Annotated in this window: 24 protein-coding genes; 23 read left to right on the top strand and 1 reads right to left on the bottom strand. The window is 38.9% G+C overall.

Annotation, left to right across the window (positions count from 1 at the left end; all coding sequences use genetic code 11):
- Positions 1–4 precede the first annotated feature (4 nt).
- Genes QAP06_RS06145 through QAP06_RS06065 form a run of 17 tightly spaced genes read left to right on the top strand, consistent with a single transcriptional unit; the run spans position 5 to position 16,117 of the window.
- Positions 5–2,575, top strand: a complete 2,571-nt coding sequence (locus QAP06_RS06145; protein ID WP_286465463.1) for an ATP-dependent Clp protease ATP-binding subunit — start codon at positions 5–7, stop codon at positions 2,573–2,575.
- Between the two features lie 56 nt (positions 2,576–2,631).
- A complete protein-coding gene (locus tag QAP06_RS06140) occupies positions 2,632–3,351 on the top strand; it encodes a cytochrome c biogenesis protein CcdA (RefSeq protein ID WP_286467583.1) in 720 nt (239 codons plus the stop codon).
- 9 nt (positions 3,352–3,360) lie between these two features.
- Positions 3,361–4,497, top strand: coding sequence for an amidohydrolase family protein (locus QAP06_RS06135; RefSeq protein WP_286465462.1), 1,137 nt, complete (start codon positions 3,361–3,363; stop codon positions 4,495–4,497).
- Complete coding sequence (locus tag QAP06_RS06130; protein WP_286465461.1) at positions 4,482–5,711, top strand: adenosine deaminase; 1,230 nt, start codon at positions 4,482–4,484, stop codon at positions 5,709–5,711. The genes QAP06_RS06135 and QAP06_RS06130 overlap by 16 nt, the downstream gene beginning before the upstream one ends.
- Before the next feature lie 60 nt (positions 5,712–5,771).
- Positions 5,772–6,014, top strand: coding sequence for a nuclease (locus QAP06_RS06125; RefSeq protein WP_000780041.1), 243 nt, complete (start codon positions 5,772–5,774; stop codon positions 6,012–6,014).
- 9 nt (positions 6,015–6,023) lie between these two features.
- Complete coding sequence (gene miaB, locus QAP06_RS06120) at positions 6,024–7,337, top strand: tRNA (N6-isopentenyl adenosine(37)-C2)-methylthiotransferase MiaB (RefSeq protein ID WP_286465459.1); 1,314 nt, start codon at positions 6,024–6,026, stop codon at positions 7,335–7,337.
- A 38-nt stretch (positions 7,338–7,375) separates the two neighbouring features.
- Entirely contained in the window at positions 7,376–8,029 is a 654-nt protein-coding gene (locus QAP06_RS06115) for a lysophospholipid acyltransferase family protein (protein WP_000053540.1), read from the top strand.
- Positions 8,022–9,002, top strand: a complete 981-nt coding sequence (locus QAP06_RS06110) for a DUF8569 domain-containing protein (protein WP_286465458.1) — start codon at positions 8,022–8,024, stop codon at positions 9,000–9,002. The genes QAP06_RS06115 and QAP06_RS06110 overlap by 8 nt, the downstream gene beginning before the upstream one ends.
- On the top strand, positions 8,992–9,525 hold the full coding sequence (locus tag QAP06_RS06105) for a hypothetical protein (RefSeq protein ID WP_286465457.1): 534 nt from the start codon (positions 8,992–8,994) through the stop codon (positions 9,523–9,525). Before QAP06_RS06110 ends, QAP06_RS06105 begins: the two co-directional genes overlap by 11 nt.
- Positions 9,522–10,061: a hypothetical protein gene (locus QAP06_RS06100; protein ID WP_021305042.1), complete on the top strand. Its 540-nt coding sequence runs from the start codon at positions 9,522–9,524 to the stop codon at positions 10,059–10,061. The genes QAP06_RS06105 and QAP06_RS06100 overlap by 4 nt, the downstream gene beginning before the upstream one ends.
- Before the next feature lie 15 nt (positions 10,062–10,076).
- Positions 10,077–10,475 (top strand): YkgJ family cysteine cluster protein, encoded by a 399-nt coding sequence (locus QAP06_RS06095; RefSeq protein ID WP_286465455.1) that lies wholly within the window; start codon positions 10,077–10,079, stop codon positions 10,473–10,475.
- A 36-nt stretch (positions 10,476–10,511) separates the two neighbouring features.
- Entirely contained in the window at positions 10,512–11,807 is a 1,296-nt protein-coding gene (locus QAP06_RS06090; protein WP_286465454.1) for a tetratricopeptide repeat protein, read from the top strand.
- The gene (locus QAP06_RS06085; protein WP_286465453.1) at positions 11,795–12,352 is read left to right on the top strand and encodes a beta/alpha barrel domain-containing protein; all 558 of its coding nucleotides are present in this window, start codon (positions 11,795–11,797) and stop codon (positions 12,350–12,352) included. Before QAP06_RS06090 ends, QAP06_RS06085 begins: the two co-directional genes overlap by 13 nt.
- 56 nt (positions 12,353–12,408) lie before the next feature.
- Positions 12,409–12,663, top strand: a complete 255-nt coding sequence (locus tag QAP06_RS06080) for a YfhL family 4Fe-4S dicluster ferredoxin (protein WP_000055463.1) — start codon at positions 12,409–12,411, stop codon at positions 12,661–12,663.
- Between the two features lie 9 nt (positions 12,664–12,672).
- On the top strand, positions 12,673–14,127 hold the full coding sequence (locus QAP06_RS06075; protein ID WP_286465452.1) for a Ppx/GppA family phosphatase: 1,455 nt from the start codon (positions 12,673–12,675) through the stop codon (positions 14,125–14,127).
- Entirely contained in the window at positions 14,124–15,134 is a 1,011-nt protein-coding gene (gene waaC, locus QAP06_RS06070; protein WP_286465451.1) for a lipopolysaccharide heptosyltransferase I, read from the top strand. The genes QAP06_RS06075 and waaC overlap by 4 nt, the downstream gene beginning before the upstream one ends.
- Complete coding sequence (locus QAP06_RS06065) at positions 15,131–16,117, top strand: lipid A biosynthesis lauroyl acyltransferase (protein WP_286465450.1); 987 nt, start codon at positions 15,131–15,133, stop codon at positions 16,115–16,117. Before waaC ends, QAP06_RS06065 begins: the two co-directional genes overlap by 4 nt.
- A gap of 60 nt (positions 16,118–16,177) precedes the next feature.
- On the opposite strand, the gene tgt is transcribed toward QAP06_RS06065, so the two are convergent.
- A complete protein-coding gene (gene tgt, locus QAP06_RS06060; protein ID WP_286465448.1) occupies positions 16,178–17,293 on the bottom strand; it encodes a tRNA guanosine(34) transglycosylase Tgt in 1,116 nt (371 codons plus the stop codon).
- 56 nt (positions 17,294–17,349) lie between these two features.
- Here tgt and QAP06_RS06055 point away from each other — a divergent pair, with 56 nt between their 5' ends.
- The 6 genes from QAP06_RS06055 to bioV are packed head-to-tail and all read left to right on the top strand — an operon-like array spanning position 17,350 to position 24,797.
- Positions 17,350–18,786, top strand: a complete 1,437-nt coding sequence (locus tag QAP06_RS06055) for a COG3400 family protein (RefSeq protein WP_286465446.1) — start codon at positions 17,350–17,352, stop codon at positions 18,784–18,786.
- A 4-nt stretch (positions 18,787–18,790) separates the two neighbouring features.
- Positions 18,791–19,822 carry a 3-dehydroquinate synthase gene (gene aroB / locus QAP06_RS06050; protein ID WP_286465445.1) on the top strand — a complete coding sequence of 344 codons (1,032 nt, stop codon included), beginning with the start codon at positions 18,791–18,793 and terminating at the stop codon, positions 19,820–19,822.
- The gene (locus QAP06_RS06045; RefSeq protein ID WP_286465443.1) at positions 19,813–21,384 is read left to right on the top strand and encodes a mechanosensitive ion channel family protein; all 1,572 of its coding nucleotides are present in this window, start codon (positions 19,813–19,815) and stop codon (positions 21,382–21,384) included. The genes aroB and QAP06_RS06045 overlap by 10 nt, the downstream gene beginning before the upstream one ends.
- The gene (mtaB, locus tag QAP06_RS06040) at positions 21,381–22,637 is read left to right on the top strand and encodes a tRNA (N(6)-L-threonylcarbamoyladenosine(37)-C(2))-methylthiotransferase MtaB (RefSeq protein WP_286465442.1); all 1,257 of its coding nucleotides are present in this window, start codon (positions 21,381–21,383) and stop codon (positions 22,635–22,637) included. The genes QAP06_RS06045 and mtaB overlap by 4 nt, the downstream gene beginning before the upstream one ends.
- Entirely contained in the window at positions 22,624–24,276 is a 1,653-nt protein-coding gene (locus QAP06_RS06035; RefSeq protein WP_286465441.1) for an AAA family ATPase, read from the top strand. Before mtaB ends, QAP06_RS06035 begins: the two co-directional genes overlap by 14 nt.
- Positions 24,277–24,278: 2 nt before the next feature.
- A complete protein-coding gene (bioV, locus tag QAP06_RS06030) occupies positions 24,279–24,797 on the top strand; it encodes a pimelyl-ACP methyl ester esterase BioV (protein ID WP_286465440.1) in 519 nt (172 codons plus the stop codon).
- Positions 24,798–24,807: the final 10 nt, after the last annotated feature.

Below are 24,807 nucleotides of genomic sequence, written 5' to 3'. Positions count from 1 at the left end.
GATAATGAATTTATTTGAAAAAATGACGGACCAATTGCATGAGGCTTTAGACAGCGCACTCGCTTTAGCTTTACACCATAAAAACGCTGAAGTAACGCCCTTGCACATGCTTTTTGTCATGCTCAATAACTCCCAAGGCATCCTCATTCAAGCCTTGCAAAAAATGTCTGTGGATATTCAAGCTTTAAGGCTTAGCGTTCAAAGCGAGTTGCATAAGTTTGCTAAAGTTTCACAAATCAACAAGCAAAATATCCAATTAAACCAAGCTCTAATCCAAAGTTTGGAAAACGCTCAAGGCTTGATGGCTAAAATTGGCGATTCTTTCATCGCTACCGATGTGTATCTTTTGGCGAATATGAGCCTTTTTGAAAGCGTTTTAAAACCTTATTTAGACACTAAGGAATTGCAAAAAACTTTAGAATCTTTGAGAAAAGGCGCGACTATCCAAAATAAAAACGATGATTCCAATTTGGAAAGTTTAGAAAAATTTGGCATTGATTTGACGCAAAAAGCCCTAGAAAATAAGCTGGATCCCGTGATCGGAAGAGATGAAGAAATCATTCGCATGATGCAAATTTTGATCAGAAAAACAAAAAATAACCCTATTTTATTAGGTGAGCCTGGAGTGGGGAAAACAGCGGTTGTGGAAGGGTTAGCCCAACGCATTGTGAATAAGGAAGTGCCTAAAACGCTTTTAAACAAACGAGTTATCGCTTTAGATTTGAGCTTATTGGTGGCTGGAGCGAAATACAGAGGCGAATTTGAAGAGCGTTTGAAAAAGGTGATTGAAGAAGTTAAAAAAAGCGCGAATGTGATTTTATTCATTGATGAAATCCATACGATTGTGGGGGCTGGGGCTAGTGAGGGGGGCATGGATGCGGCTAATATTTTAAAACCCGCGCTCGCTAGGGGGGAATTGCACACGATTGGAGCGACCACTCTAAAAGAATACCGCAAGTATTTTGAAAAAGACATGGCGTTACAACGGCGTTTCCAACCCATTTTACTCAATGAGCCTAGCATCAATGAAGCTTTACAGATTTTAAGGGGGCTAAAAGAAACTTTAGAAACGCACCATAATATCACCATCAATGACTCCGCACTCATAGCGAGCGCTAAACTCTCTAGCCGTTACATTACTGATAGGTTTTTACCCGATAAAGCGATTGATTTGATTGATGAGGGAGCGGCTCAATTAAAAATGCAAATGGAATCAGAGCCGGCAAAACTCTCTAGCGTTAAACGTTCCATCCAAAGACTGGAAATGGAAAAACAAGCCCTTGAAATGGAAAAAAAAGAGAGCAATGCCAAACGCATGCAAGAAATCCTTAAAGAATTGAGCGGTTTGAAAGAAGAAAAAATCCAATTAGAAGTGCAATTTGAAAACGAAAAAGAAGTGTTTAAAGAGATTTCACGCTTGAAAATGGAAACAGAAAATTTGAAAAGAGAGGCTGAGAGGTTTAAGCGCAATGGGGATTACCAGCAAGCGGGCGAAATTGAATACTCTAAAATCCCTGAAAACAAAAAGAAAGAAGAAGAATTGCAGCATAAATGGGAAGTCATGCAACAAAACGGGGCGTTGTTGCAAAACGCTTTAAGCGAAAACAACATCGCTGAGATCGTGAGCCAATGGACGCATATCCCGGTCCAAAAAATGCTCCAGAGCGAAAAAAACAGGGTTTTAAACATTGAAAGCGAATTGCAAAAAAGAGTGGTGGGGCAAGAAAAAGCGATCAAAGCGATCGCTAAAGCGATTAAAAGGAATAAGGCCGGCCTAAGCGATAGCAACAAGCCCATAGGGAGTTTTCTCTTTTTAGGGCCAACAGGCGTGGGTAAAACTGAGAGCGCTAAAGCTTTGGCGCAATTCTTGTTTGATAGCGATAAAAATCTTATAAGAATTGACATGAGCGAGTACATGGAAAAGCATGCCATAAGCCGTCTTATTGGGGCTGCTCCTGGGTATGTGGGCTATGAAGAAGGCGGGCAATTGACCGAAGCGGTGCGCAGAAAGCCTTATAGCGTGGTGCTGTTAGATGAGGTGGAAAAAGCCCATCCGGATGTGTTTAACCTCTTGTTGCAGGTTTTAGATGAAGGGCATTTAACCGATAGTAAGGGCGTGAGAGTGGATTTCAAAAACACGATTTTGATTTTAACCAGCAATGTGGCTAGCGGCGCGCTTTTGGAAGAGAATTTGAGTGAAGCCGATAAACAACAAGCGATTAAAGAGAGTTTGAGGCAATTTTTTAAGCCGGAATTTTTAAACCGCTTAGATGAAATCATCTCCTTTAACGCCCTAGATAGCCATGCTATCGCCAATATCGTGGGGATACTTTTTGAAAACATTCAAAAAAAAGCGCTTGAAAGGGGCATTAATGTAACCCTAGACGAAGAGGCAAAAGAATTGATCGCCAAAGCGGGATTTGACAGATTTTATGGCGCTAGACCCTTAAAGCGCGCGCTCTATGAAATGGTAGAAGACAAGCTCGCTGAACTCATTTTAGAGGATAAAATTAAAGAGAATGACAGCGTGGCGTTTGTGGTAGAAAATAACGAAATTACGCCTAAGATTAAGTGAGATTTTGTTATCCTAAAAAAGACAAGAAATGGTTATTTTTAAAAAAGGATTGAATGATGTTTGATAACACGCTTATCAATTTATTTGACACAGCGCCTCTTTTAACTTCGCTTTTAGCCGGGATTTTAACTTTTTTAAGCCCTTGCGTGTTGCCCTTGATCCCGGCGTATATGTCTTATATTTCTCAAATTTCTTTAGAGGATATTAAAGATGGTAAGGCTAAAAGGGTTTCGGTTTTTTTAAAATCCTTGATGTTTGTGGTAGGGTTTTCGCTCGTGTTTTTGGGCGTGGGCATGTCTATGGCTAAGCTTATCCATAGCTTTTCGTTTTCCTGGGTGAATTATATCGCTGGGGGGATTGTGATCCTTTTTGGTTTGCATTTTTTAGGCGTGTTTCGTTTTGCATTTTTGTATAAAACTCAAAGCGTTCGTTTGGCGAGCAAATCTAATAGCATGCAGCGCTTTTACCCCTTTCTTTTGGGCATGAGTTTCGCTTTAGGCTGGACGCCATGCATCGGGCCGATATTCACTTCTATAGTGATCATGAGCGCAAGTAAGGATGCTTATGGCTTAATGCTTATGGTGGTGTTTGTAATGGGCTTGGCGATCCCTTTTTTATTGGTGGCTTTAATGCTAGAAAGAGCGCTTTTGTTTTTAAAATCCTTAAAGAAATACAACCGTGCGATTGAAATTGTTTCAGGGTTGGTGCTTATTTTAATGGGAATACTGATCATGACAAATTCTTTAGAAAGCCTGACGGATTTCTTGCAAAAATAGGAGGGTTTGATGTTGTTAAAAAACGCTTCGTTTTATGATGATGGGGTTTTAAAAAGAGCGGATATCCGCTTAAAAGATTCTCTCATTATAGAGATTAAAGATAACTTAAGCCCTACCACAAATGAAGAAGTGATTGAGTGCAAGAATTTATTCGTGCTGCCAAGCTTCATTGATTTGAGCGTTACTGCTTTGGAGGGTTATGAAAATTTAAAACAAAAGGCTTTTAAAGGGGGGGTGGGGTTGCTCAATGTTTTTGATTGCGATCAAAGCGGCATTAAAAATATTATGGCGATTAAAAACAACCAACTAGCCGACATCGCTACGCTTAAAAATAAAGGAGGGGAAATTTTAATCGCGCCATCTGACGCTTTTTTAGAACTCATCAGCCACTACGCTAAATCCTACAACTTGCCTCTTTTAATTTCTTTGGAAAATTCTTTTGAACCCCTAAATAGTGGGGCATTAGCCTATGAATTGGGGCAAAATTTTGTGGAAAATGCGTTTGAAAACACGCGCTTGGTGCGTTTTATGGAAGTTTCTAGAGCGTTACAAATCCCTATGCTTTTAGATAAAGTGAGTAGCATCGCCACACTCAAACTCATCAAAGCCTTTAATGATTTAGGAGCGCGTTTGCAAGCCCAAACGCCCTTAAGCCATTTAATCTTAGATGAGAGCGTGTATGAAGATTATGAGCCTAGATTTAAAATCGCTCCTCCTTTAAGGGATAAAGAAAGCCAAAACGCTTTAAAAGAGGCCCTAAAAAATAATGAAATCGCCATGCTCACAAGCCTTCATGTTTTTAAAAACTCTAGCGCAGAGCTTTTTGAAGAAAGCGCTTTTGGGTGTGAGAGCATAGAGGACGCTTTTAGCGTGGCTTATACTTTTTTAGTTCAAAAAAAGGTTATCAGCTTCCAACAGCTCATTAAAGTCATGGCGACTAATCAAGCGAGGTTTTTAAAACTCAATGCAGGCGAGGTTAAAGAAAACCAATTAGCCAATCTCATGATCGTAGATTTAAACGCTCAAACAAGAGTTGATAATAAAAATTCGCCCTTTTATGGTTTAGAATTATACGGCGGAGTTCAAAGAATGATTTTAAAGGGGCAAACCACATTTATTAAGGAGAATGCATGCAAGAAATCATAGGAGCGTCTTTAGTTTTTTTATGCAATGAAAAATGCGAAGTGTTAGAAGATTGTGGCGTAGTCTTTGATGAAAAGATTGTTGAAATAGGCGATTATCAAAGTTTAACGCTTAAACACCCCCACTTAAAGGTGCAGTTTTTTGAAAATTCCGTTTTATTGCCCGCTTTTATCAACGCGCACACCCATTTTGAATTTTCCAACAATAAGGCGAGTTTTGATTATGGGAGTTTTTCTGGCTGGTTAGGGAGCGTGTTAAACAATGGGGGGGCGATTTTAGAAAATTGCCAAGGGGCTATTCAAAACGCCATTAGTGCGCAATTAAAAAGCGGTGTGGGGAGCGTAGGAGCGATTTCTAACCACCTGATAGAAGTTAATTTATTAAAAGAAAGCCCCTTGAGTGCTGTCGTGTTTTTAGAGTTTTTAGGGAGTAGCTATTCTTTAGAAAAACTAAAAGCGTTTGAGGCCAAATTTAAAGAGTTAAAAGATTTAGAAGATAAAAAGCTTAAAGCCGCTCTTGCGGTGCATGCCCCTTATTCGGTTCAAAAAGACATGGCTTTAAGCGTGATCCAATTAGCCAAAGATTCACAAAGCCTGCTTTCTACGCATTTTTTAGAATCGTTTGAAGAATTAGAATGGGTAGAAAACTCTAAAGGGTGGTTTGAAAATTTTTACCAGCATTTTTTAAAGGAGTCTCATTTCAAATCGCTCTATAAGGGCGCGAACGATTACATTGACATGTTTAAAGACACGCACACTTTGTTTGTGCATAACCAGTTCGCTTCTTTGGAAGCGTTAAAAAGGATTAAATCTCAAGTCAAAAACGCTTTTTTAATCACATGCCCCTTTTCTAACCGCCTATTGAGCGGGCAAGCGTTGGATTTAGAAAGAACCAAAGAGGCTGGTTTGAGCGTGAGCGTGGCCACTGATGGCTTGAGTTCTAACATTTCGCTGAGCCTTTTAGACGAATTAAGGGCGTTCTTGCTCACTCATAACATGCCGTTATTAGAATTAGCCAAGATCGCTCTTTTAGGAGCGACTAGGCATGGGGCTAAAGCTTTAGCTTTAAATAATGGCGAGATAGAAGCTAATAAGAGGGCGGATTTGAGCGTGTTTAGTTTTAATGAAAAATTCACTAAAGAGCAAGCGATTTTGCAATTTTTATTGCATGCTAAAGAAGTGGAGCGCTTGTTTTTAGGGGGGGAAAGGGTGATCTAATTTGTTTTAAAGACAGAATGCGTTAAAATGAGAAATCTAAATCAATTAAGGAAAGAGTCAATGAAATTAGTTTTAGCCAAGAATACAAGAAAATCAGACGCCAAGAGCGTGGAATTAGAGGATTTGTATCACAAATTCAGTGAAGACAAGCGTTCTATTTTCTATTTTGCCCCCACAAATGCCCACAAAGACATGCTCAAAGCGGTGGATTTTTTCAAAGAAAAAGGCCATACGGCTTATTTAGATGAGGTGAGGGTCAGCAGCGATGAAAAAGATTTTCTTTATGAATTGCACATTATTTAAAGGCTTGTATTGAAAGTTTATATTGAAACCATGGGTTGTGCCATGAATTCTAGGGATAGCGAGCATTTATTGAGCGAGCTGTCCAAACTAGACTATAAAGAGACTAGCGATCCTAAAACAGCGGATTTGATTTTAATCAACACTTGCAGCGTGCGCGAAAAGCCTGAACGGAAATTGTTTTCAGAAATCGGTCAATTCGCTAAAATCAAAAAACCCAACGCCAAAATCGGGGTTTGCGGGTGCACTGCAAGCCACATGGGAGCGGATATTTTGAAAAAAGCCCCGAGCGTGAGCTTTGTGTTAGGGGCTAGGAATGTGTCTAAAATCTCTCAGGTGATCCATAAAGAAAAAGCGGTTGAAGTGGCGATTGATTATGATGAAAGCGCGTATGCGTTTGAATTTTTTGAAAAAAAGGCTCAAATCCGATCGTTGCTAAACATCTCTATAGGGTGCGATAAGAAATGCACTTATTGCATTGTCCCGCACACTAGGGGGAAAGAAATTTCTATCCCTATGGATTTGATTTTAAAAGAAGCCGAGAAATTGGCGAATAACGGCACTAAGGAGCTCATGCTTTTAGGGCAGAATGTGAATAATTACGGCGCGCGTTTCAGCAGCGATCATGCGAAAGTGGATTTTAGCGATTTGTTGGATAAATTGAGCGAAATTCAAGGCATTGAAAGGATACGATTCACTTCGCCTCACCCCTTGCACATGAATGATGCATTTTTAGAGCGCTTTGCCAAAAACCCTAAAGTGTGCAAGAGTATCCACATGCCCTTACAGAGCGGATCTAGCGCGGTGTTAAAGATGATGCGAAGGGGTTATAGTAAGGAGTGGTTTTTAAATAGGGTGGAGAGGTTAAAAGCGTTAGTTCCTGAAGTGGGCATTAGCACGGATATTATCGTAGGCTTCCCTAATGAGAGCGATAAGGATTTTGAAGACACGATGGAAGTGCTAGAAAAAGTGCGCTTTGACACACTCTATAGTTTCATTTATTCCCCACGCCCTTTCACTGAAGCGGGAGCTTGGAAGGAAAGAGTGCCCTTAGAAGTTTCATCTTTGAGGCTAGAGAGGTTGCAAAACAGGCACAAAGAAATTTTAGAAGAAAAAGCCAAGCTGGAAGTGGGTAAAACGCATGTGGTGTTGGTGGAAAATAGGCGTGAAATGGATAATCAAATCGTGGGTTTTGAAGGGCGCAGCGATACGGGGAAATTCATTGAGGTAGCGTGTAAAGAAAAAAGAAATCCGGGCGAGCTTGTAAAAGTGGAGATTGTTTCTCATTCCAAAGGGCGCTTGATAGCGGCCATCAAAGGCAACTAATCAAAATAACCAATGAAGAGCGGGTTTAAAGGCGAGAATTGAGCTTAAAATTTTTCAGGAAAAATATCGTTTTAAAGGTTGTCCCTCGTTTGGCGTTTGGAGTCCTTTGGTTGTTGCATAAAACTTGTAAAAACCGCTATTTTTTAGCTCAAAATTTAAAAGAAAAACCCTTTATTGTAAGCTGTTGGCATGGGGAGCTTGGCATGATCGGGTTTGCGTATTTAAGGCTTCAAAAACCTTCTGTTTATGTGATCGCAAGCCAGCATTTTGACGGCTCTATTGCGGCGGGTTTGTTTGAAAGCTTTGGTTTTAAAAACATTAGAGGCTCTAGCAAAAAAGGGGGGGTTAAGGTTTTGATAGAAGGGCTTAAACGATTGAAAGAAGGTTGCGATGTCGCTATCACTCCTGATGGCCCCAAAGGCCCACGGCACAGCATAGCGGATGGGGTGATCGCTTTAGCTCAAAAATCAGGCGTGGGGATTAGCGCTTGTCGGGTGGTTTGTAAAAACGCATGGCGGTTGAACACTTGGGATCAATTTGAAATCCCTAAGCCTTTTAGCGAAGTGTATTATTACATGCTAGAATCTGTGATCATCCCTAAAGAATGGGAGCTTTCAAAGGCTAAAGAATATTTAAAAACGCGCATGGATTCTGTTGGATTTGAAGAATCTCAAAGGGGTTTGGGTGCTTAAGGGGTTAAAAAAAGCGTTTAAGGAGAGGTTTTGCTCTCAAGTGTATATCTCTTTTAATGTGGATCACAATCTTTTATCCACTCAAGTCATAAGGATCAAAAACGATCGCATTAAAGAGAAATTTTTTAAAACTTTTGAGACTAAAGTGGAGACTAAAAATGGTGAAGTCCCTATTCAAGCCTTAAAAATCGCCAGAACTTATAGCCAAAAATACCCCTACACTTATTTCAGCGCGATGAGTAAAGCTAAAGAGGTTTTATGCGAAAAGCAGGCGTTTGAACAAATCAAACAAGAAAATCAAGATTATCATGCTTGTGCAATCAATCAAAAGTATTGCGTTTATGTGGAATCTAAGGATTTTTTAAAGGATTTCAAGCGTTTTAAAATCCAGGATGTGGATTTTTTATTTTCGCCTTTTAGCCTTATTTATGATTTTGTGCGCGATAATTTAGAAAATAAGCCGTTGTTGTATTTGCTTTTGGAGCGTTCAAGATTTTATTTTTTGATTGCGGATAAAAAAGAGATTTTTTTAGCCAAATCCGTGTTTTTAGAAGAGCAACCTGAAGAGTTTATAGAGAGCAAGGAAGAGGATTCTATGGAAATGGATAATGAGGCTGTGGATTTGTTTTTGAGTGAAATCCAAGAAGATATTGACAGCCTTGAAGAAGCGATAGGCCTAGACAGCAGTAAGGATAATAGCGAAAAAAATAAGGACGCTTATAGTTTGATTGAAGGCATGACGAATATCCCTTTGATTGCAAACGCCTTGCAAGAGGGATTGCGTGGCGTCTATCATTCTAGAGAGATTGACTTTATAGAAAAAGTGGTTGTTTTAGACAGCTGCCAAATCCACCAAAAAGCGTTAATGCATTTGCAAGAAACTTTGATGATAGAAGTGGATAGGCTTGATTTTTCTTTAGTGGAGCGCTTGAACATTTTAGCACGCATGGAGAATGAAAAGCATGCGTTTTAGTTATATTGAGCCAAGAGCGAAATACCTTATCAGCAAGCTTTCTAAAATTTGGGTTTTTTACATTTTTTTATCTTTTGTGGTAATAGGGGGGTTAGTGGGGTTTATGCACAACGCTATTAAAAGCACTCAATACAATGCGTCCAGTTTGACGATCCAAGAAAAGCTCTACCGCCATGAAATCAGCCGCTTACAGGTTAAGACTGATGAAACCTTAAAACTCATTAAAGAAGCCAAAAAGCGTTTGAATTATAACGATGATATACGAGATGTTTTGCAAGGGCTTTTAAATATTGTGCCGGATTCCATCACTATTAATAGCATTGAAATAGACCAGCAAAGCGTAGTGGTTAGTGGTAAAACCCCTTCTAAAGAAGCCTTTTATTTTTTGTTTCAAAACAAACTAAACCCCATGTTTGATTATTCTAGGGCGGAATTTTTCCCCTTAAGCGACGGGTGGTTTAATTTTGTCTCCACCAACTTTTCTAATTCCTTACTGATAAAAAACCCGGAGTCTATTAAATGAAGCCATTGCATTTTTCGCACCTGGACAGAGAGCAATCAGGCGATGTGGGGTTTATCATTAAAAACCTCATTTTTTTGGGGGTTTTTTCCTTATTTGGTTGGTTGAATACCGAGTATTTTCTATGGCCTAACATGCTGGAATTGAAAAAAATCCTTTTAGAAGAAAATCGTAAAAAAAGCGTTTTAGAATACGCGCAAAGGCATTTTGAAACAGCTCTAGCAAACTATCGTAATCAAAAAGAAACAAGCGAATCCTTATTAAAGATTTTTAATGATGAAGAGTCCAGGCGGATTTTAGAAAAGATTTTAAAAAAATGTTTTGACGCTTATAAAATCAAACCCTTGCTCTCTCAAAACCCCCTTCAAAAAACCCAATTTTTTATCATGGCCAGAGCGAGCGAATTAGAAAAAACCTATCTTTTTTTCACCTTAATCAACAAGCATTTACCGAGCGCTCAAAGCCAATTACCCTTAAAAATTTCTAAAGATGATGAAGGGCTGTTGGTGCAATTTAGCGTGAGTATTGATCTCCAATAGGATAGGGGTAGTTTAATGCAAGATTTTGATTTCAGTTTTAATCCTAAGGCATGCGAGGGTTGTGGGGCAAAGTGTTGCGTGGGGGAAAACGGGTATATTTTTTTGAATATCCAAGAAATGCAACAAATTAGTGCTTTTTTAAAATTAGAATTAGAAGAATTCAGTCAAAAATACGTTAAAAAGGTAGGGTATAAGTTTTCTTTATTAGAAAAAGACGCTAAAGAGTTGGGTTTAGCGTGCGTGTTTTTGGATTTGGAGACGAAAAAATGCCAGATTTATAGCGTGCGCCCTAAACAATGCCAAACTTTTCCTTTTTGGGAGAGCGTGAAAACTTTCTCTAAAGAGCGAAAGGAAGCTTTTTGTCAAAGCTGTCCGGGCATCACACAAAAAACCAAAGAAACTAAAGTGCGCTAAAATTCACTTTAGTTACACAAAAAAGGAAATAAAATAATGAATATTCAAACAAAGAAAAGATTTTTAGCAAATATATTGCTTTTTAGTCTGTTTTCTTGCCTTAAGGCTGAAACCCTTTCAGAAGATCATCAAATCCTGTTGAGTTCAGACGCTTTCCATAGAGGGGATTTTGCTGCCGCTCAAAAAGGCTATATGAATCTCTATAAGCAAACCAATAAGGTGGTGTATGCTAAAGAAGCGGCCATTTCAGCGGCGAGTTTAGGGGATATTAAAACCGCTATGCATTTAGCCATGCTCTATCAAAAAATCACCAATAATCGTAACGATGTTTCTATCAATAAGATTTTAGTGGATGGCTATGCACAAATGGGGCAGATTGATAAGGCGATTGAATTGTTACACAAAATCCGTAAAGAAGAAAAGACCATAGCCACAGACAATGTGTTAGGGACTTTGTATTTGACTCAAAAGCGTTTGGATAAGGCTTTCCCGTTGTTGAATAAGTTTTATAACCAAGTGCATGATGAAGACAGCTTAGAAAAACTCATTACGATCTATTTTTTGCAAAATCGTAAAAAAGAGGGCTTGGATTTGTTGCAATCTCATATAGACAGGTATGGTTGCTCAGAGCAATTGTGCCAAAAAGCGCTCAACACTTTCACGCAATTTAATGAGTTGGATTTGGCTAAAACGACTTTCGCTCGTTTGTATGAAAAAAACCCTATTGTTCAAAACGCCCAATTTTACATAGGGGTATTAATCTTGTTGAAAGAGTTTGATAAGGCCCAGCAAATCGCAGAATTATTCCCATTTGATAGGCGTTTGTTGTTAGACTTATACACCGCACAAAAAAAATTCGCTCAAGCTTCCAAACAGGCTTCTTTGATCTATCAAGAAAAAAAAGACCCTAAATTCTTAGGATTAGAGGCGATTTATCATTATGAAAGCTTGAGCGCGAAAAATAAAAAACTCACCAAACAAGAGATGCTGCCTATCATTCAAAAATTAGAGCAAGCCACCAAAGAGCGCCAAGCTTGGCTCGCTAAAACTAAAGATAAAGAAGACGCGCAAGACGCTTTCTTTTATAATTTTTTAGGGTATTCCTTAATAGATTATGACATGGATATTAAAAGGGGCATGGATTTTGTGAGGAAAGCCTTAGCGTTGGATTCTGGCTCAGTGCTTTATTTGGATTCTTTAGCATGGGGTTATTATAAATTAGGGAATTGTTTGGAGGCTAAAAAAATCTTTTCTAGCATCGCTAAAGAGTCTATCCAAGCCGAACCTGAATTAAAAGAACACAATAAGATTATTCAAGAATGCAAGAAATAGGGATTTTAGAAAATTTACAAAAAAGCTTGGCCTTAAAAGAGGGCATGCTTTCTTATGAAATGTTAGGTAAAAGCCTGTCGTATAACCCTTACTTGCCTAGAGTCATTCCTCAAACTAAAGATTGCGTTTTTGTAACCCCTGATGAGGTTTTAGGAAAGCTTTTGGAAGAAAACACCCGCACAGAATGCGTTGTTGTCAATTTCAAAGGATTATACGAAATAGGTGCACCAAGCGTGTTTGATTTAGAAGTTTTAGGGTTATTGCGCCGCCATGCGAGTTCTTTGATTGTCCATCAGGATCTTTTCATCAGCCACTACCAGCTTTTAGAATCGCTTGTTCAAGGCTCTGATGGGGTCATTTTAGACGAAGAGCTTTTGAAAGAAGATTTAAAGGGCATGGTAGAATTTTCTTGGCGTTTGGGCTTAAGCGTGTTTGTAGAAACCCACAAGCCAGATTACACCCATTTAAAAGATTTAGGGGTTTTAGGCGTGCTAGAAATTAGCCCCCATTCTTATAATCAAAAAAAAATAGTCTTTTTAGATTGAATTTTAAGCTAATTTAGAGTAAAAATCGTATTCAAACTTTTTAAAAGGAGTTAGTCATGTCATTATTGGTGAATGATGAATGCATTGCGTGCGATGCTTGCAGAGAAGAATGCCCTAGTGAGGCGATTGAAGAGGGCGATCCCATTTATAATATTGATCCAGACAGATGCACGGAGTGTTACGGGTATGATGATGATGAGCCTCGTTGCGTGAGCGTATGCCCTGTAGATGCGATTTTGCCGGATCCTAACAATGCAGAGAGCAAAGAGGAACTGAAATACAAATACGAAAGCTTGAAAGAGCAAGATTAAAGGCTAGCAATGGCTAAAATCACAACCGTGATTGATATAGGCTCTAATTCAGTGCGTTTGGCTATCTTTAAAAAGACGAGCCAGTTTGGGTTTTACTTGCTTTTTGAGACTAAGTCTAGGGTTAGGATTTCAGAGGGTTGTTATGCGTTTAATGGGGTTTTACAAGAAATCCCCATGCAAAGAGCCATTAAAGCCTTGAGCGAATTTAAAGAAATCGCTCTTAAATACAAAAGCAAAAAAATCTTGTGCGTGGCGACCTCAGCGGTGCGCGATGCCCCTAATCGGCTAGAGTTTGTAGCGAGGGTGAAAAAGGCTTGCGGTTTGCAAATCAAAATCATTGATGGGCAAAAAGAAGCGCTCTATGGTGGGATCGCGTGCACGAATTTGTTGCATAAAAATTCAGGGATCACGATAGATATTGGAGGGGGTAGCACGGAGTGCGCGTTGATTGAAAAAGGCAAGATTAAGGATCTCATTTCGCTTGATGTCGGCACGATTCGCATTAAAGAAGTGTTTTTAGACAAAGACTTAGATGTCAAACTGGCTAAAGCCTTTATCCAAAAAGAGGTCTCTAAACTGCCCTTTAAGCACAAAAACGCCTTTGGGGTGGGGGGGACGATCAGGGCGTTGAGTAAGGTATTGATGAAACGCTTTGATTACCCCATTGATTCTTTACATGGTTATGAAATAGATGTGCATAAAAATTTAGCGTTCATTGAAAAGATTGTCGCACTCAAAGAAGATCAATTACGGCTTTTGGGGGTGAATGAAGAACGTTTGGATAGCATCAGGAGTGGGGCGTTGATTCTATCAGTCGTTTTGGAGCATTTAAAAACTTCTTTGATGATCACCAGCGGCGTAGGGGTGAGAGAAGGCGTGTTCTTAAGCGATTTATTGCGCCACCATTACCATAAATTCCCCCCCAATATCAACCCCTCTCTCATCTCTTTAAAAGATCGCTTTTTACCCCATGAAAAGCACAGCCAAAAGGTCAAAAAAGAATGCGTAAAATTGTTTGAAGCCCTATCGCCTTTGCATAAAATAGATGAAAAATACCTTTTCCACTTAAAGATTGCGGGGGAATTAGCGAGCATGGGTAAGATTTTAAGCGTCTATTTAGCCCACAAGCACAGCGCGTATTTTATTTTGAACGCTTTGAGTTATGGCTTTAGCCACCAGGATAGAGCGATCATTTGCTTATTAGCCCAATTCAGCCATAAAAAAATCCCTAAAGACAACGCTATCGCCCACATGAGCGCGATGATGCCAAGCCTTTTAACCTTACAATGGCTGAGTTTTATCCTTTCTTTAGCCGAAAATTTGTGCCTAACAGACAGCCACCATTTAAAATACACGCTAGAAAAAAACAAGCTTGTGATCCATTCTAATGACACGCTTTACTTGGCTAAAGAAATGCTCCCCAAACTCATTAAGCCCATTCCTTTGACGATAGAGTTTGCTTGAAAATAGCGATTGTCAGGCTTTCAGCGCTCGGAGATATTATCGTGAGCGCGGTATTTTTAGCGGCCATTAAAGAGCGTTTCACTGACGCTCAAATAGAATGGTTCGTGGATGAAAGATTTAGCGCGATTTTAGAGCATTCCCCCTATATTGATAAATTACACCCCATCGCTTTAAAAAGCGCACTCAAAACATTGAACCCTTTGAAGATTTTCAAACTTTTTAAATCTTTAAGGGCTTATGAATACGATATAGTCATTGACATGCAAGGCCTAGTCAAATCCGCTCTCATCACGCAAATGTTAAAAGCCCCTAAAAAAGTCGGCTTTGATTACGCTTCGGCTAGGGAGAGTTTGAGCGCATTTTTTTACTCAGAAAAAGTTTCTATCGCTTATAGTGAATCTATTTTAAAGCGCAATTTCACGCTCCTATCTCATGCCCTAAACTTGCCCAAAAAAGAAATTTCAGAGGGCTTAAGCTCTAGATTTAAAGTGTTTTCTTACCAAGATTCTCCAAAAATTGATGCGTTAAATTTGAATCAAAACAAGCTAAAAATCCTTTTTGTTTTAGAAACTTCTAAAATCAATAAAACTTACCCCATAGAGCGTTTTAAAGAGTTAGCGTTAGCGTTAGAAAATTTTCAAATTTGCTTGTTATGGCATGCTGATGAAGATAAGGCTAATGCGCTTTATGGCGCTTTAAAAAACCAGCGCGATGTGTTATTGCTCCCCAAACTCACTTTAAACGAAGTTAAGGCGTTGCTCTTTAAAATGGATTTGATTATTGGGGGCGATACGGGTATTACACATTTAGCATGGGCGTTGCAAAAACCCAGCATCACCCTTTATGGCAACACGCCCATGGAGCGTTTTAAATTAGAAAGCCCGATCAATGTTTCGCTCACCGGTAATTCAAACGCCAACTACCATAAAAAGGATTTTTCTATCCAAAACATAGATCCTAAAAAAATTAAAGAATGCGTTTTAAACATTTTAAAGGAAAAAGAATGACTTATAAAGAACGACTCATACACGAAAAAATATTAAACAAAGACGACAAGGGTTTTAAAACAGAATTGCGCATTTTGAGCGTTTTTATCGTGGAATTTTTAGTGAATATTTTAGGGTTTATTTTAGCTAAAATGCCCCATTCGTGGTTTTTAAGGTGTATTAAAGCTGTGGCGTGGCTGATGAGAACCTTTGATAGGCGCCGTTATTTTGACGCTAAAGCCAATTTGGATTTTGTGTTTGGAGATTCTAAAAGCGAAGAAGAGAAAAAAAGGATCATTAAAAAGGGGTATGAAAATTTTGCTTTCATCATTTTAGAAACCATTAGAGTGATCTTTATCCCTAAAGATGAATACGACTCTCGTTTCACGCTCATCAATGAAGAGAATGTGTGGAAGTCTTTAAACAAGGAAGGCCAAGCGATCACTTTATGCATGCATTTTGGCTATTGGGAAGCGGTAGGCACGACTTTAGCGCAATATTATAAGGATTATGGTAGGGGGTGTTTGGGGCGTTTGACTAAATTCGCTCCCATCAATCACATGATTATGAGTAGGCGAGAAGCGTTTGGGGTGCGTTTTGTCAATAAAGTGGGAGCGATGAAAGAACTCATTAAAATGTATAATCAAGGCAACGGCCTGGTGGGGATCTTAGTGGATCAAAATGTCGTGCCTAAAGATGGGGTGGTGGTGAAATTTTTCAATAAAGACGCTACGCACACCACGATCGCTTCTATTTTATCGCGCCGTTACAATATAGACATTCAGCCGGTATTCATTGATTTTAATGACGATTATTCGCATTACACAGCGACCTATTACCCGAGTATCCGCTCTAAAATCACTGATAACGCTGAAAGCGATATTTTAGAATGCACGCAAGCCCAAGCGAGTTTGTGTGAAGAGGTGATTAGAAACCACCCAGAAAGTTATTTTTGGTTCCACAGGCGTTTTAAAAGCACCCACCCTGAGATTTATCAAAGATAGGGTTTTGTTTTAATTAAAACTTAAAAACTAAAGCCTTATTTGAAGAAAAACTTCCATCATTCAATGAGAGCGAGAGTGGTATTTTTCTAAAAATTCTTTTTTAAAACTCAAAAACCGCTTTTCTAAAATGGCGTTTCTGGCGTTTTTAACCAGCTCTAAATAAAAATGCAAATTGTGCAAACTGGCCAAACGAGCGTAAGTGAGTTCTTTGGCCCTAAACAAATGGTGCAAATAGGCTTTAGAATAGCGTTTGCAAGCATAACAGGTGCAATTTTCTTCAATAGGGGTATTATCCCATTTATAGGGCGCGTTTTTGATAGAAATTTTGCCAGAATGCGTGAAAAGGGTGGCGTTTCTGGCGTTTCTGGTGGGCATCACGCAATCAAACATATCCACCCCTAAACTGATAGCGTCTAGGATATTTTCAGGCGTGCCTACGCCCATTAAATAGCGAGGCTTGTCTTTGGGGAGCAAGGGGGTGGTGTGCGCGATAGTTTCTAGCATTTCATCTGTGCTTTCCCCCACCGCTAAACCGCCTATAGCATAGCCATCAAAACCTTTATGCGTTAATCCCACGCTAAGGCTGCGCATTTTCAAATGCGTCCCGCCCTGGATAATGGCAAAAAGGTTGTTGTTGGGGCGGTTTTTTTCTTTGTGGTATTCTAGGCTAAGATTCGCCCATTTAGCGCTTCTTTTAATGGATTCTTCAAGGCGTTTTAAGGGAGCGGGCAAGCCCACCAAATCATCTAAAACCATCATAATATCGCTATTCAAAGAATATTGAATGTCTAAAACTTTAGCGGGCGTGAATAAATGCTTGCTCCCATCAATATGGGATTTAAAAACAATCCCGTCTTCTTGCAACTTAACATTATCGCTCAAACTGAAGGCTTGAAACCCTCCGCTATCGGTTAAAAAACTCCCATGAAATTGAGCGAAACGATGCAAGCCCCCTAATTGTCCAACCACTTCCTCACCCGGTCTTAAATACATGTGATAGGTGTTGGCTAAAATGAGTTTAGCGCCTAAAATTTCTTGCGCATCTGTAGCGTCTAAAGATTTGATGCAGCCTTGCGTGCCTACTGGCATAAAAACGGGCGTTGCCACTTGAGAATGGGCTAAATTTAAAAGACCAGCTCGCGCGTTATTGTCAGTCGCTTGGAGTTGAAAATCCATCGTTTAAGCCTTAATCTTGGATATAATGGCGTAATCATTTTTTAGGAAGTTTGGAATTGAAAAAAATCGCCCTTATTTTAGATGGCATTGTAGCAAAAAATTTTTTAGACTTGGTGCTAAGGCATTATTCTAATCATAATTTTTATATAGTGGTTGTCAAAAATGAGAGCCTTATCCCTAAAAACTACCCGAGCACTTTCGCTTTTCATTGTTTTGATGCGACTTCTAGTTTCAGGCTTTTGCAAGTGTTAAACGATGAGGTGAGCGATGCGTTTTTAATCATACAAGATTTTAAAGAACAGTGCATCATTCATAAAATCATTCAAACCCATTTCAAACGCATGCGCGTGGTTTTGAGCGTGAAAAGGGATGGTGAAAAAACTTTAGAAAATAATGAAGAAAACAAAGATGAAAAGCTCATTTTGATTGATGAATTTGAAGTTTTAGCCAATAAATTCATTTCTCGTTTGCCTAATATCCCTAGCACCCCTAGAGAGTTTGGGTTAGGCAGGGGCGAGATCATGGAGATTGATGTGCCTTTTGGGAGCGTTTTTGCTTACAGACACATTGGCTCTATCAGGCAAAAAGAATACAGGATTGTAGGGCTTTATCGCAACGATGTTTTGTTGCTCTCCACTAAATCTTTGGTTATCCAGCCGCGAGATATTCTCTTAGTGGCAGGCAATCCAGAGATTTTAAACGCGGTGTATCTTCAGGTCAAAAGCAATGTGGGGCAGTTCCCGGCCCCCTTTGGTAAGAGCATTTATTTATATATTGATATGCGCTTGCAGAGCAGAAAAGCGATGATGCGCGATGTGTATCAAGCCTTGTTTTTGCACAAACATTTAAAGAGCTACAAGCTCTATATCCAGGTTTTACACCCTACTAGCCCTAAGTTTTACCATAAATTTTTAGCGCTAGAAACCGAAAGCATTGAAGTGAATTTTGATTTTTATGGGAAAAGTTTTATCCAAAAACTCCATGAAGACCACCAGAAAAAAATGGGCCTGATCGTGGTAGGCAGAGAGCTTTTTTTATCTAAAAAACACCGAAAAGCCTTGTATAAAACAGCCACCCCGGTTTATAAAACCAACACTTCCGGCTTGTCTAAAACCTCTCAAAGCGTGGTGGTATTGAATGAAAGCTTGGATATTAATGAGGACATGTCTTCAGTGATCTTTGATGTGTCTATGCAAATGGATTTGGGCTTGTTGCTCTATGATTTTGACCCTAACAAGCGCTATAAAAACGAGATTGTTAATCATTATGAAAATTTAGCCAACGCATTCAACCGCAAGATTGAGATTTTTCAAACCGATATTAGAAATCCTATCATGTATCTCAATTCTTTAAGAAATCCCATTTTGCATTTCATGCCTTTTGAAGAGTGTATCACGCACACGCGCTTTTGGTGGTTTTTATCCACTAAAGTGGAAAAATTAGCGTTTTTAAACGATGATAACCCTCAAATTTTTATCCCTGTAGCGGAGTGAAAGAATGCAAGAAATTGTAATCCCTTTAAAAGAAAAAAGCTATAAAGTGTTTTTGGGGGAATTGCCTGAAATAAAATTGAAACAAAAAGCGCTCATCATTAGCGATAGCATCGTGGCCGGGTTGCATTTATCGTATTTATTAGAGCGCTTGAAAGCCTTAGAAGTCAGAGTGTGCGTGATAGAGTCCGGGGAAAAATACAAGAATTTTCATTCGTTAGAGCGGATTTTAAACAACGCCTTTGAAATGCAATTAAACCGCCATTCTTTAATGATAGCCCTTGGTGGGGGAGTGATAAGCGATATGGTGGGGTTTGCGAGCAGTATTTATTTTAGGGGGATTGATTTTATTAATATCCCTACGACTTTACTTTCTCAAGTGGATGCGAGCGTGGGGGGGAAAACAGGGATCAATACGCCTTATGGCAAAAACTTAATCGGATCGTTCCACCAGCCTAGAGCGGTTTATATTGATTTAGCTTTTTTAAAAACCCTTGAAAAAAGGGAATTTCAAGCAGGGGTTGCTGAAATCATTAAAATGGCGGTGTGTTTTGATAAAAACTTGGTAGAAAGATTGGAAACAAAGGATTTAAAAGATTGTTTAGAAGAAGTGGTTTTCCAAAGCGTCAGTATCAAAGCTCAAGTTATTATACAAGATGAAAAAGAGCAAAACATCAGGGCCGGGTTGAATTACGGGCATACCTTTGGGCATGCGATAGAAAAAGAGACTGATTATGAGCGATTTTTGCATGGCGAAGCGATCGCTATTGGCATGCGCATGGCTAATGATTTAGCCCTTTCTTTAGGCATGCTCACTTTAAAAGAATACGAACGCATAGAAAATTTATTGAAAAAATTTGATTTGATATTCCATTACAAAATCATTGATCTTCAAAAATTTTACGAACGCTTGTTTTTAGACAAAAAAAGCGAGGATAAGACAATCAAATTCATTCTGCCTAAAGGCATTGGAGCGTTTGAGGTTGCCTCTCATATCCCTAAAGAAACGATCATAAAGGTGTTAGAAAAATGGCATTAAGGGTATTATTATTCTTTTGTTTTTTGTTTTTACAAGCAGAAGATAAAAGCCAGGAGCTGTTGTCCATACAAAAACAAATGGCTTTGGTGGATAAAAAACTCGCCAAAGACGATAACGTGTGGTTGAAAAAATTTGAAAACTATAAGATCTACAATCAAATTTATACCGAAAAAGAGAGCGTGAGGCAGGAATTAAGGCGTTTAAAAAACAAAAAAAGCAAGGATTTATTAAAGATTAGCACCTTAGAGCATACCCTAAAGGCTTTAGAGTCCCAGCAAAAAATGTTTGAAAGCTATGGGGTCAATCCTTTTAAGGACTTGATAGAGCGCCCCAATATCCCTAATATCCCTAATATCGCTAACCCTATTGCGATCATTGATGGCATTTCTTTCATTAAAAGCATGCGTTTAAAGCATGAAAATCTTAAAAATAACCAGACTGCTTTAGAAGAAGTTTTAAGGCTTTTAGATCAAAAACACCAGCTTTTAAATCAGTGGCACGCTTTGGATAAAAGCGCGAAATTAAGCGATGAGATCTATCAAACTCAAGCCAAACGCCTGGAATTGCAAGGGGCTCAAAACGTTCTAAAAACCACGATCGGGATTTTCCAAAAAGACAGCGATGAGGCTATAAGCATTGTCAAATCTCAAGTTAAAAACCAGCTTTTTAAATTGGTTTATGTGTTTTTAGCAGCCCTTTTGAGCGTGGTGTTTGCTTGGATTTTAAAAATCATTTCCAGTAAATACATTGAAAATAATGAGCGCGTCTATACCGTGAATAAAGCCATCAACTTCGTGAATGTGAGCGTGATCATTTTAATCTTTCTTTTTTCTTATTTAGAAAATGTAACCTATTTAGTTACGGTTTTAGGCTTTGCGAGCGCAGGCTTAGCGATTGCGATGAAAGATTTGTTCATGAGCTTGCTCGGGTGGTTTATTATTTTGATTGGAGGGAGCGTGCATGTGGGCGATAGGGTGCGTATCGCTAAGGGGACGGATATTTTTATTGGTGATGTGCTAGATATTTCTATGTTGCACATTACGATTTTAGAAGATGTAACCTTCACCACTTATACGAACAACAGGAGAGCGGGCCGGATTATTTTTGTGCCTAATAATTATATTTTCACCACCATGTTTGCTAATTACAGCCATTTTGGGATGAAAACGGTTTGGGATGGGGTGGATTTTTGCATCACATTTGATTCTGATTTTAAAAAAGCTTCTAAAATTGCACTCAACATCGCTACAGAATTGTCTAAAGAATACACGGATATTACCTATAAACAGCTCAATAAAATGCGCGACCGGTATTCTTTAAGGAGTTTGAGTGTGAAGCCTCGATGCTTTTTGATGCCTGAAAATAACGGGATAAAAATCTCGGTGTGGTATCAAACCAATTCGTATGCGACCATGTCTTTAAGGAGCAAGATTGTGGCTGAAATCGTTGAAGCTTTTTTGAAAGAAGAAAATATCCATATCGCTTATACGACCAGCAAGTTGCTTAAAGTGGATGCTGATTTTTTAGGCGATGGCTTTGGGAATAAAAGGGAACAAAAATGAAAAAAGTCTATTTCAAAACTTTTGGGTGCAGGACGAATCTTTTTGACACGCAAGTGATGGGCGAAAATTTAAAGGATTTTAGCGCGACCTTAGAAGAACAAGAAGCCGATATTATTGTGATCAATTCTTGCACCGTGACCAATGGGGCCGATAGCGCGGTAAGGAGTTACGCTAAAAAAATGGCGCGATTAAATAAGGAAGTGCTATTTACTGGTTGTGGGGTGAAAACCCAAGGCAAGGAGCTTTTTGAAAAAGGGTTTTTAAAGGGCGTTTTTGGGCATGACAATAAAGAAAAGATTAACATGCTTTTACAAGAAAAAAAGCGTTTTTTTATAGATGACAATTTAGAAAACAAGCACTTAGACACCACGATGGTGAGCGAGTTTGTGGGAAAAACTAGGGCGTTTATCAAGATCCAAGAAGGCTGTGATTTTGATTGCAATTATTGCATTATCCCAAGCGTGAGAGGGAGGGCTAGGAGTTTTGAAGAGAGGAAAATTTTAGAGCAAGTAAGCCTTTTATGCTCTAAAGGGGTTCAAGAAGTGGTTTTAACCGGCACCAATGTGGGGAGCTATGGGAAAGATAGAGGAAGCAATATCGCACGATTGATTAAAAAATTAAGCCAGATCGCTGGATTAAAACGCATAAGGATTGGGAGCTTAGAGCCTAATCAAATCAACGATGAATTTTTAGAGCTTTTAGAAGAGGATTTTTTAGAAAAACATTTGCATATCGCTTTACAGCACAGCCATGATTTCATGTTAGAGAAGATGAACCGAAGAAACCGCACTAAAAGCGATAGGGAATTATTAGAGGTAATCGCTTCTAAGAATTTTGCTATCGGCACGGATTTTATTGTGGGGCATCCGGGCGAGAGCGGAAGCGTTTTTGAAAAAGCGTTTAAAAATTTAGAAAGCTTGCCTTTAACGCACATCCACCCTTTTATTTACAGCAAACGAAAAGACACCCCCTCTAGCTTGATGACTGATAGCGTGAGCTTGGAAGATTCTAAAAAGCGTTTGAATGCGATTAAAGATTTGATTTCACATAAAAATAAGGCGTTCAGGCTATTGCAACTCAAGCTCAACACGCCCCTAAAAGCCTTAGTGGAAGCGCAAAAAGACGGCGAATTTAAAGCCTTAGATCAATTTTTTAACCCCATTAAAATCAAAAGCGATAAGCCTTTAAGGGCTAGTTTTTTAGAAATCAAAGAGTATGAAATTAAGGAGAGGGAAAATCATGCTGTTTTCTAAAAATTTAGAAAACCTTACCGCTCCCTTCAAACGCATTAAAAACCGCTCGCTTGTTTTGGCGTTAGGGTTTTTGATCCTTACTTTTTGCTTGCTTCTTTTTTTAATTTTAAGCGATGTTTCTAGGCTCATATCGGGTAAGGACTTTTTTTATGTGATCCAATCCCACCCTAAGCAAACTCTAATTGAAGATGAAAATTATTTTTACGCTAACAAAGGTCTTTATAAAACCAACAAAGAAGCCTTTTTAAGAGCCTACAAAATCCCAGAAAGCATGCCCATAGAAAAACGAGAAAATTTAAACAAGGTTTCTAAAATCTTTTTGGCGTTGCTTTTTTTCATTTCTAGCATGCTTTTTGGGATCTTTTGGCGCTTGCCTAAACGATTGGACACTAAAATGAGTTTAGAAAGCGCGCACAAAAACGAATTGGAAAATGCATTCCAGCGATACGATGCGTTGGGGGTGCGTTTTGAAGATATTGCAGGGGTGGATGAAGTCAAAGAAGAATTATTAGAAGTGGTAGATTATTTAAAAAACCCTAAAAAATACCAGGATTTAGGGATTTTTCTCCCTAAAGGCGTGCTTTTAATCGGGCCTCCTGGAGTGGGGAAAACCATGATCGCTAAAGCCTTAGCGAGTGAAGCTAGAGTGCCGTTTTTTTATGAAAGCGGGAGCGCGTTTTCTCAAATTTATGTGGGGGCTGGGGCTAAAAAAGTGCATGAACTTTTCATGCATGCTAAAAGGCATGCCCCCTCTATTATTTTTATTGATGAAATTGACGCTTTGGGTAAGGCTAGGGGAGGGCATAGGAGCGATGAAAGAGAGGCCACGCTCAATCAGCTTTTAACCGAAATGGATGGGTTTTTGCAAAACGATGAGGTGGTGGTGATAGGAGCGACTAACCAAATGGAAGTGATGGATGAAGCACTATTAAGGAGCAAGCGTTTTGATCGGCGTATTTTCATTTCTTTACCGGATTTGTTAGAAAGACAAAGCATTTTAGAAAAGCTTTTAGAAAACAAAAAGCATGCGCTCAATTATCTTAAGATCGCTAAAATTTGCGTGGGTTTTAGCGGGGCGATGTTAGCGACTTTAATCAATGAAAGCGCTTTAAACGCCCTAAAACACCAACGAAACGAAATCGCTGAGAGCGACATTTTAGAAGTGAAAGACAAGATCGCTTATGGCAAGAAAAAGCCCCAAACTTTAGACGAAAACCAAAAAGAATTAGTCGCTTTGTATCAAAGCGCGAAAGCCTTGAGCGCGTATTGGTTAGAAATTGAATTTGATAAAGCGCCTTTATTGGGGGAATTTATCGCTTTTAATGAAAATAAAATCCACAGCGAGAGCGAGATTAAAAATTACATTAAAGTGTATTTGAGCGGGACGATTATTTTAGAGTTGCTCTATAAGGAGCGTTATAGTCTGTCTAAGCAAGACTTGCAAAAAGCGAAATTTTTGAATGAATTTATGGCTAGTGAGCTTCTTTTAGCCCCTACAAAAGAGTCTTTAAGCGTTCTTTATGAAGAGCAACTGGAGTTTTTAAAGCCGCAAATAGCGGTTTGTAGGCGCTTGAGCGTTCTGTTATTGGAGCAAGAATGTTTAGAACATTCTCATTTGTATGATTTGTTGAACGGGTGAAAATGCGTTTTTTTAGTGGTTTTGGGTTCATCAATGAAAGCGTTTTGTTTGAAGAGTGGCTTTTAAAAGGGGTTTATGATGTGTCAGGCTTTTCTATGGGAGCGATTAAGGCGATAGAATACGCTTATAATGAAATCTTACAACAGCGCCGCATCAATTCCTTGTTGTTGTTTTCGCCTTGCATGTTAGTGCATAAGAGTTTGGCGTTCAAACGCTTGCAACTTTCTTCGTTTCAAAAAGATCCGCAAAGCTACATGGATAACTTTTATCAAGAAGCGGGCTTGAATGCTAAATGGGAGCGTTTTAAAAAAGAGGGTTCTTTAGAAGAATTAGAATTTTTATTGAATTACAAGTATAGTGATTCTATAATTAGATTTTTATTAGAAAAAGGCGTGAAGATTGAAGTGTTTATTGGGTTAAAGGACAGAATCACTGACATTCAAGCTCTGTTAGAATTTTTTACGCCATTAGTTCAAGTGTGGCAGTTTAAGGATTGTAACCATTTGTTGCAAAAATCTTAAAAAAGGTGGA

It is taken from the genome of Helicobacter pylori (genome assembly GCF_030323545.1).
In the GTDB taxonomy this organism is placed as follows: Bacteria; Campylobacterota; Campylobacteria; order Campylobacterales; family Helicobacteraceae; genus Helicobacter; species Helicobacter pylori_CO.
Note: the sequence above shows the minus strand (reverse complement) of the source record. Positions and strands in the feature narration are given on the sequence as shown.